Source organism: Streptomyces sp. NPDC086023 (assembly GCF_044540325.1).
Classification (GTDB): Bacteria; Actinomycetota; Actinomycetes; order Streptomycetales; family Streptomycetaceae; genus Streptomyces.
In genome coordinates, this window is sequence record NZ_JBITRX010000013.1 from 105,434 (window position 1) to 113,571 (window position 8,138).

At 73.6% G+C, this 8,138-nt stretch carries 9 protein-coding genes; 7 read left to right on the top strand and 2 right to left on the bottom strand.

Annotated features, from left to right (window positions below; genetic code table 11):
• The first annotated feature begins 859 nt into the window (after nt 1-859).
• From ACIF6F_RS24875 to ACIF6F_RS24890, 4 genes are read left to right on the top strand one after another with little or no spacing between them, the layout of a single operon-like run.
• Nucleotides 860-2,299 (top strand): phenylacetate--CoA ligase family protein, encoded by a 1,440-nt coding sequence (locus ACIF6F_RS24875; RefSeq protein ID WP_399950465.1) that lies wholly within the window; start codon nt 860-862, stop codon nt 2,297-2,299.
• Nucleotides 2,299-3,465, top strand: coding sequence for a branched-chain-amino-acid transaminase (gene ilvE, locus ACIF6F_RS24880; protein ID WP_399950468.1), 1,167 nt, complete (start codon nt 2,299-2,301; stop codon nt 3,463-3,465). The genes ACIF6F_RS24875 and ilvE overlap by 1 nt, the downstream gene beginning before the upstream one ends.
• Before the next feature lies 1 nt (nt 3,466).
• The gene (locus tag ACIF6F_RS24885; protein WP_399950471.1) at nt 3,467-4,090 is read left to right on the top strand and encodes a hypothetical protein; all 624 of its coding nucleotides are present in this window, start codon (nt 3,467-3,469) and stop codon (nt 4,088-4,090) included.
• Nucleotides 4,063-5,076 (top strand): ornithine cyclodeaminase family protein, encoded by a 1,014-nt coding sequence (locus tag ACIF6F_RS24890; RefSeq protein WP_399950475.1) that lies wholly within the window; start codon nt 4,063-4,065, stop codon nt 5,074-5,076. The genes ACIF6F_RS24885 and ACIF6F_RS24890 overlap by 28 nt, the downstream gene beginning before the upstream one ends.
• A 177-nt stretch (nt 5,077-5,253) precedes the next feature.
• Here the strand turns inward: ACIF6F_RS24890 and ACIF6F_RS24895 are convergent, their stop codons facing one another.
• Both ACIF6F_RS24895 and ACIF6F_RS24900 read right to left on the bottom strand, forming a co-directional pair.
• Nucleotides 5,254-5,394, bottom strand: coding sequence for a hypothetical protein (locus tag ACIF6F_RS24895; RefSeq protein ID WP_399950816.1), 141 nt, complete (start codon nt 5,392-5,394; stop codon nt 5,254-5,256).
• Between the two features lie 180 nt (nt 5,395-5,574).
• A complete protein-coding gene (locus tag ACIF6F_RS24900) occupies nt 5,575-5,931 on the bottom strand; it encodes a hypothetical protein (protein ID WP_399950477.1) in 357 nt (118 codons plus the stop codon).
• A gap of 121 nt (nt 5,932-6,052) precedes the next feature.
• Here ACIF6F_RS24900 and ACIF6F_RS24905 point away from each other — a divergent pair, with 121 nt between their 5' ends.
• From ACIF6F_RS24905 to ACIF6F_RS24915, 3 genes are all read left to right on the top strand, one after another.
• Nucleotides 6,053-6,325, top strand: coding sequence for a hypothetical protein (locus ACIF6F_RS24905; protein ID WP_399950480.1), 273 nt, complete (start codon nt 6,053-6,055; stop codon nt 6,323-6,325).
• Between the two features lie 240 nt (nt 6,326-6,565).
• Nucleotides 6,566-7,633, top strand: a complete 1,068-nt coding sequence (locus ACIF6F_RS24910) for a MupA/Atu3671 family FMN-dependent luciferase-like monooxygenase (protein WP_399950483.1) — start codon at nt 6,566-6,568, stop codon at nt 7,631-7,633.
• 55 nt (nt 7,634-7,688) lie between these two features.
• Nucleotides 7,689-7,931, top strand: a complete 243-nt coding sequence (locus ACIF6F_RS24915; RefSeq protein ID WP_399950486.1) for an MbtH family protein — start codon at nt 7,689-7,691, stop codon at nt 7,929-7,931.
• Nucleotides 7,932-8,138: the final 207 nt, after the last annotated feature.

Here is an 8,138-nt window from a genome sequence, read left to right on the forward strand (position 1 = left end):
TGGGGGTTCCGGGCCGCCGGCCACGTGCCCTGCTCCGGGTGCCGGTCGCCTGCGGCGGGCCCGGTGTGGGGTGCCGGGCCGCCGACAGGAGGTGCGTCGTGTGGTGTGTGGGGGAGGTGCTTGAGGCGTCGTGGCAGGCTGGTCCGGAGGCAGGCCCGGGCCTGGGGTGGCCGAAGGCCAGGGCGAAGCCCCAAAGCCCCCGGGGTGGGCCTCCCGCTGGGGGTACCTCCCAGCGGTAGCTGGGGGAGGCCTGCAGGCCACGACGGGTCAAGCACCGAGGGGACCCACACACCACACGACCCACCACGCCGGCCGTCGGGCCCGGTGGGGTGCCGGGGTGCCTGCCCCAGGTCGCCTCCTGGTGGCCGGCCCTCTGCCCCCGTGGGGTGCCGGCGGCGAGTCCGGTGCCCGGGGTCCGGAATGCGTGGCCGGTCCTGGCGTCGCGGCCCGCGGTGCAGCCCGTTCGGCCCGGCCCGCGGCCCGTGCGGCCGGTTCCGGGAACCCGCTCCCGGGTGGCCGGCCCCGGTGCTGGGGGGGCCGGGCGGCCAACGCTCCGGTCCCGGTCCTGCCGGGTCCGGCGGCCAACGCTCCGGTCCTGGTGCTACCCGGTCCGGCGGCCAACGCTCCGGTCCCGGCTCTGCCAGGCGCGGCGGCCAAGGCTTCGGTCCCGGTTTCTGCCGGGCGCGGCGGCCAAGGCTTCGGTTTCGGCCCTGCCGACCCCGGCCCCGGCCCCGGCCCCCGCCTCCGCCTCGGCCCTGCCGGGCCGGTGGCCACGGCGAGGGCCGGGCCGCCAACGCTCCGGTCCTGGTCCTGCCGGCTCCGCCGGCCCCCGTACCACCCGTTCGAGAAGAGGTACGTCATGTTCACCGTTTACCGGCCCGAGCTGGCCGAGATCACCGCCGTCCTGCGGGACCAGCACCGCTCCTTCCTCGCGGGGGAGTGGGACGCGGAGCGGCTCGTCGCGCACCAGTCCGGCCTCGTCCGCCAGACCCTGCGCTACGTCAGGCAGAACTCGCCCTTCTACGCCCGCCACCTGGCCGGCGTCGACCCCGCGTCCGTGGAGCGGCTGGACGAGGCCACCCTCTCCGCCATCCCCTTCACCACCAAGGACGACCTGCGCGCCGCCCAGCACGAGATGCTGTCGCGCCCCCTGTCGGACGCGTGGATCTTCTACGAGACCACCGGGACCACCGGCCGCTCCACGCCCTGCCCGCGCGACGACATCGACTCGATCCACAACAACAGCGTCCTCACGCACTACTACGGCACGGTCTTCCGGGAGTTCGGCGAGGGCCAGGTCATCGGCTCCAGCGGCCCCACCGAACTGCACGCCTTCTCCGACACCTTCGGGGACGTCTGCCGAAACCTCGGCCTCACGGTGGCCAAGATGTGGCCGCACTCGCCGATGGTCGGCTTCGAGCGGGCCCTCCAGGTCATGCGGGACTTCCCGATCACGGGCCTGTTCTGCACCCCGGGCATGGCCATGACCCTGGCCAAGCACGCGATCCGGGCCGGCCTCGACCCCCGCCGCGACTTCCGCCTCCAGGTGCTGATGACCACCGGCGAGCTGGCCTCCCCGAACCTGCTGGCCAACCTCGGGGAGCTGTGGGGCGCGACGGCGCACAACGCCCTGTACGCCTCCCAGGAGGCCTCCGTGAAGGGCGCGGTCGCCGCCGACGGGCGCCTCTACACCGCCCCGCTCATCGCGTACAGCGAGGTGGTCGACCCGGAGACCGGGGCCTGGGCGGTCCCCGACGCCGACGGCGTCCGCGAGGGCGAGCTGGTCGTCACCCACCTCTACCAGGGTGCCAAGCCGCTGGTCCGCTACCGCACCGGCGACCTCGTCCGGCTGCGCGACCCGCGGCCGGGGCAGACCGTGCCGGCCGCCTCGCTGGAGCCCCTGGGCCGGGTGCGCGACCGGATCCCGCTCGGCGGGCACTCCGTCACCGGGTACGACCTGGAGAACCTGCTGCTGCGCCACGTACGCGGCTGGCTCGACTACCAGGTGGTCATCGACCGGGAGGCCGGTGCCGACCGGCTCTCGCTCCGGCTGGAGCACCCCGCAGGCCGCGCCGCCGACGCGGCAGCCGTCGCCGCGACCGTGGCCGACGTACGTGCGGAGCTGGGCCTGGAACTGGACGTCGACGAGGACGCGTTCGGCAGCGTCACCAGCACCGGCGCGATGGTTAGCTGGAAGGCCGCCCGCGTGATCGACCTGCGCACCGCCACGCACGCCACGGACGACGCCCAGGCCCTGGAGAGCCTGGCCGCCGCCGGTATCGCCGCCAGGAGGTCCTGATGCCCGCACAGCGCACCCGCACCCGCTCCCTCGCCGAGGACGACGCCGGTCCCGGTACGGCCGGCCGCCCCCGACCGGGCCGCATCCCGGCGGTGCCCGCCACGGCACCGGCACCGGCCACGGCATCGGCACCGGCACCGGCCACGGCACCAACCACGGCCATGGCACCCGCACCGGCCACGGCCGGCGCCCCCGGGACCGCCCCGGCGTCCCCCTCCGCCCGGCCCGGCGTCGCCCCGTGGGCGTACCACGACGGCGCCCTCGTCCCCTTCGCGGAGGTCGGCCTGCCGCTCACCACCCAGGCGCTCCAGTACGGCACGGCCGTCTTCGAGGGCATCCGTGCCTTCGCCGTACCCGGCCGCGACGAGCTGGTCATCTTCCGCGCCCACGACCACTACGAACGCTTCCTGCGCTCCTGCCGCCTGCTCCGCATCGAGGTGGCCGCCACCGCCGAGGAACTCGTCGAGCGCACCTTCGACCTGCTCCGCCGCAACGGCATCGCCCAGGACAGCTACCTGCGCCCCCTCGGCTACAAGCTCGGGCTGCTGCCCGGCACCCCGGCCGGCGTCCGGCTGACCGGTCTCACCGACGCGTTCTCCGTCACCCAGTTCACCCTGGGCGCGTACACCCCGTCCACCGGCATCACCTGCGGCGTCAGCTCCTGGAGCAGGCCCCGCAGTTCCGCGATCCCCGTCCAGGCCAAGGTCACCGGCGGCTACGTGAACAGCGCCCTGGCCGCCGAGGAGGCCCGGGCCGCCGGGTACGACGACGCGATCCTGCTGAACGACCGCGGCCAGGTCGCCGAGGCCAGTACCGCCAACGTCTTCGCGGTGCGGGACGGGCGCCTGCTCACCCCGCCGCCGAGCGCGGACCTGCTGCCCGGCATCACCCGCGACACCGTCCGCGTGCTGGCCGAGGGCATGGGCGTGGACACCTTCGAACGCGACCTGGGCGTCCCCGACCTGCTCCAGACCGACGAGGTCTTCCTCACCGGCACGGGCGTCGGCATCACACCGGTCACCGGAATCTCCGGCCGCCCGGTCGCCGACGGCACCCCCGGCCCCCTCACCCGCCGCCTGGTCCGCGCGTACGCCGAAACCGTGCGCGGTGCCGGCGACCCACGCCACGACCACTGGCTGACCATCGTTCCGATCGAGCGAGGATGACATGACCATCACCGCACCCGCCCCCCTCGCGCCGCCCGCGGCCGGGGACTGGGTGATCCGCGACCACCTGCTCCGCCAGCCCCTGACCGCCGTCGGGACCCTCGGTCCCGAGGGCACCAGCAGCCAGGACGCCGCCGGCTTCCTGTGGAACTCCCTGCCGGACGGGGGCCCGCACCGCCCCCGGGACGTCCGGCTGTTCGAGACCTACGAGGAGGCCGGCGAGGCCCTGCGCCGGGGCGACGTGAGCCACCTCGTGGTGGCCAACGCCTACTCCGGGGTGGACCGGTTCTACATGGACCCGGAGCTCAGCCTGGCCGCCGCCTTCCACTGGGAGACCCCGCCGTACGGCATCGCCTCCCTGCCCAGCGGCACCCAGGACGTCTCCCCGCGGGTGGCCAGCCACCCGGCGCCCGTACCGATCGTCGGGCAGCTCCTCGACGCCTCCTTCGGCACCCCGAGGATCTCCCTGGTGACCTCCACCAGCGCCGCCGCCCGTGCGGTCCGGGAGGGCGAGGCCGACCTCGCGCTCACCACCCTGCCGGCCGCCCGGCTCTACGGCCTGGTCTTCATCTCCTCCACCCGCACCATCCAGATGGTGTGGTCCGTCTTCGTCCGGGCGCAGTGATGCTGCTGCTGGACCGGGAGACCGTACAGCGGGTCTACCCGGTGAGCGCGGCGATCCCCGTGATGGCCGAGGCCATGCGCCGGTACAGCGGCGGGCGCGCGGCACAGCCGCTGCGCACCATCGTGCGGCCGCCGCACGAGACGGGCCTGCTCGGCAGCATGCCGGGGCACGTGGCGGGGGAGCAGCACGCCGGTTTCGGGGTCAAGGTGATGGCCCTGAAGCCCGAGAACCCGGCCCGGGGCCTGGACCTGCACATCGGCATGGTCATCGTCTTCGACCCCGACACCGCCCGGCCGGTGGGCCTGCTCGACGCCGGTGCCGTGACGGCCGTCCGTACGGCCGCCGTCTCCGCGGTGGCCACCGACGCCCTGGCCCGGCCGGACGCCGGGGACCTGGCGGTCCTCGGCTCGGGGACGCAGGCCCGCAGCCACCTGAGGGCGATGCGGGAGGTGCGGGAGCTGCGCCGGGTGCGGGTGTGGTCGCGCACCGACGCGCACGCGTACGCCTACCGGGACTGGGCCGCCGCCGAGCTCGGCATCGAGGTGGAGGTCACCGCGGGCCCGCGCGAGGCCGTCACCGGAGCCGACCTGGTGTGCACCACCACCGGCTCTACGGTGCCGCTGCTCGACGCGGTCGACCTCGCGCCGGGTACGCACGTCAACGCGGTCGGCAGCTCCTTCCCCGACCAGCGCGAGCTGACCGCCGAGGCGGTGGCACGCGCCGAACTCTTCGTGGACAGCCGCGAATCCGCGCTCGCCGAGTCCGGCGACATCCGGGCCGCGCTGGACCACGGGCTGGCCCCGCCGGAACACCTGCGGGCCGAACTCGGCGAGGTACTGCTCGGCCGCCACCCGGGCCGCAGCGGACCGGACGCCGTGACCGTCTACAAATCCCTCGGGCTCGGCGTGCAGGACATCATGTCCGGCTTCGCCGCGGTCGAGGCGGCGCGGTCCCAGGGCCTGGGCACGACCTTCCACCTGGACTGACACCCGCGCCCCACCCATCGATGAAAGGAACGTCGTGAAACTCCGCACACGGGGGTAGGCAGGGCCCGCCGGCGCTGACGGCCGGCAAGTCCGCGGCACGCACGCCCCTCGCGTGCCGCGGGCCTCCTCGTACGCGCGCGGCGGTTTGGCCGCGGACCCGTCAACCCCGCGTGGGGATCAGCTCAGTGACTTCTCGACGGCCTCGAAGATGTCGGCGTCGGTCTCCTGCTGCCACACCGGGAAGTCCGGCCAATCTGCCACGTAGCCCGGCTTCGGGTCCGCGAAGTGCTTGAACATCTGGGCGGTCCAGCTGTGCACCTTCGGTCTGCGACATCCCAACCCCTCTCGTCACGGCGTCCTCAGTGTGGCGATCTCCGCCCCCAACTCCGCCACGCGGTGGTCCCGGCTCAGGGGGCCGAACTCGTCGCACAGGCTTCGGAGCCTACGGGCGACGTACCCGGACGAGGACGCGGGCCGGCCGCTGCGTGATCGATCCATTCAGTCATCGCCGGACACACGGGCGGCGCCGACGCGCACCAGGAGCCCGATCGACGCCGGGTCGCAAAAGCTGGGGCGGACCACCGGCACGGCCCAGTAGATCGGCGTCTGAGGGGTGTACTCGCACCGGACCGTGGCCGGTACGCCTAGGTGGGTGTGCGGAGGGAGACACTCGACGCCGACGGCGGTGGAGTGCCACGCTACGCGGTCCTCAGGCCGGATCAGCGCGTAGTAGTTCCGGCCGCGTCCGTCGTGGATGACCGGGCCGTCGAGTCGCGTGGTGAGCAGGTAACCGACGTGGTCGTGGTCGGCCGACTCGGTGGCCGCGTGGACCAGGTTCTCCGGGAGGCGGAACAAGCCCTCTCCCGCGCGGACGAACGGCGCGAGGCGATCGGGGGGGTACGACCGCACGGCGTACCTGTTCCACGTCGCGCACGTCCAGAACGAGACCAACGATGTCGCCGGATCGGTCCGGACGTTGAGGGAGTCGATCCGCGTCCAGGTGCCGAACGAACGGCAGGGCCGCCTGCACGCGTACGGGGTGCTGGCGCAACGGCAGTTGTCCATCGGGCACGTCGAGGCGGCCTGCGACTCGTGGGGCCGCTTTCTGGACGAGTACGAGGTTCTGTCTTCGGCGAGGGGCGATGAGCACTTCGAGATCATGAACCGCCGGATCCGCCCGCACGGCACAGTGCGTGCCGTGCGAGAGCTGCAGGAACGGGCCCAGGCGGTCGGCATCCTGAAGGGCTGACTGGTACCCCGCATCCCCCGGAAAGCCCGCTGCACACCCTTGTGCCGCGGGCTTTCCGCGTGCCCGGGGGTTGCCCGGCCGCCCGCGCGACGGTCTGTACCCGTCGCGTCCCGCAGCGCTCGCACCCGCGCTGAGCTGCGGGTTTTCGGGGGGTGGAAATAGTTTCGATAACGCGTGAAAACCCCCGCTGCCTAGCGTCCTCGGTATCCGACCGCCGAGAGCCGATCCGAAGGAGCCGGGGTGGACTTCAGTCTCTTCTACTTCGCCAACGACAGCACCGCGTCCGGCACCGCCGGGCGGTACGAACTCCTCACCGAGGGCGCCCGGTTCGCGGACCGGAACGGGTTCACGGCGGTGTGGACCCCGGAGCGGCACTTCCACCCCTTCGGCGGGCTCTACCCGAACCCGGCCGTCACCGGGGCCGCGCTCGCCACCGTCACCGAGCGGATCGCGATCCGGGCGGGCAGCGTCGTGGCGCCGCTGGGGCACCCGCTGCGGATCGCCGAGGACTGGTCGGTGGTCGACAACCTGTCCCACGGCCGGGCCGGGGTGTCGTTCGCCTCCGGGTGGCACCCCACCGACTTCGTGCTGCGCCCCGAGGCCCACGCCCGGCGCAAGGAGCTGCTGACGGAGACCGTCGAGACCGTACGGGCCCTGTGGCGCGGCGAGTCCGTGACCCTGCCCGACGGGCGGGGCGCCGATGCCGAGGTGCGGGTCTACCCGCCGGCCGTACAGGGCGAACTGCCGTGCTGGATCACGAGTGCCGGCAGTGCCGACACCTTCCGGACCGCCGGTGAGCTGAACGCGGGCGTGCTCACGCACCTGCTCGGCCAGGACCTCGACGAACTCGCCGGGAAGCTGGCCGTCTACCGGGCCGCGCTGCGCGAGCACCACGGCGAGCAGGCCAGGGGGCACGTGGTGCTGATGCTGCACACCTTCCTCGGGACCGACACCGAGGAGGTGCGCGAGCTGGTCCGGCCCTCGCTCTCCGCCTACCTCAAGACGTCCTTCGGGCTGCTGTCCGGGACGGTCAACGCCGACGCGGCCGTGTTCGACCGCTCGGCGGTCCGCGAGGCCGACGTCGACTACCTGGTCGAGCGGGCCTTCCAGCGGTTCTTCGACCGCCAGGGGATCTTCGGCACCGTCGAGCGGGCGCTCGGCGTGGTGGAGCGGCTGGAGGCCCTCGGCATCGACGAGGTCGGCTGCCTGGTCGATTTCGGGGTCGACACCGAGCGCACCCTCAAGAGCCTCGAACACCTCAATGACCTGCGGATTCGTGCCGCCGGACAGTGTATGGGCGCCGTATAGCGGGCCCTCGCAGAGTCGTACGCAACCATCACCGACACCCTTCTGGAGACCCACCATGAGCGACACCCAGACCGACGAGCGCCTGTACCGCGTGGTCCGCAACGACGAGGAGCAGTACTCCGTCTGGTGGGCCGACCGGGACCTGCCGGCCGGCTGGCACGCGGAGGGCTTCGAGGGCCCCAAGGACGCGTGCCTGGAGCGCATCACCGAGGTGTGGACCGACATGCGCCCGCTGAGCCTGCGCCGCCGCATGGAGCAGGCCGCCCTCCAGGACGCGGAGCTCTCCGCCGCCTCCTGAACCGGACTCCGGCCTCCTGGACCGGATCCCCTTCTCCCCCCACCGCCCATCCCCCCACCCCAGACCGCGCCGGCCCGGCACCCCCCGCCCGGGCCGGCGCGTCTCTTCCGCCCCCCGGGGCCCCGTAGTCACCCCCACGCCTTCCGTCCCGCATCCGGCCACCTCCGCTCCGCGCCGGCTCATCAACTCATCAAGAGGACCCGAGAG

Bases quoted from the DNA above. Each gene is read 5' to 3' on its own strand.
- ACIF6F_RS24915 (WP_399950486.1), top strand. From the start codon at position 7,689: ATGAGCGACACCCAGACCGACGAGCGCCTGTACCGCGTGGTCCGCAAC.
- ilvE (WP_399950468.1), top strand. From the start codon at position 2,299: ATGCCCGCACAGCGCACCCGCACCCGCTCCCTCGCCGAGGACGACGCC.
- ACIF6F_RS24875 (WP_399950465.1), top strand. From the start codon at position 860: ATGTTCACCGTTTACCGGCCCGAGCTGGCCGAGATCACCGCCGTCCTG.
- ACIF6F_RS24885 (WP_399950471.1), top strand. From the start codon at position 3,467: ATGACCATCACCGCACCCGCCCCCCTCGCGCCGCCCGCGGCCGGGGAC.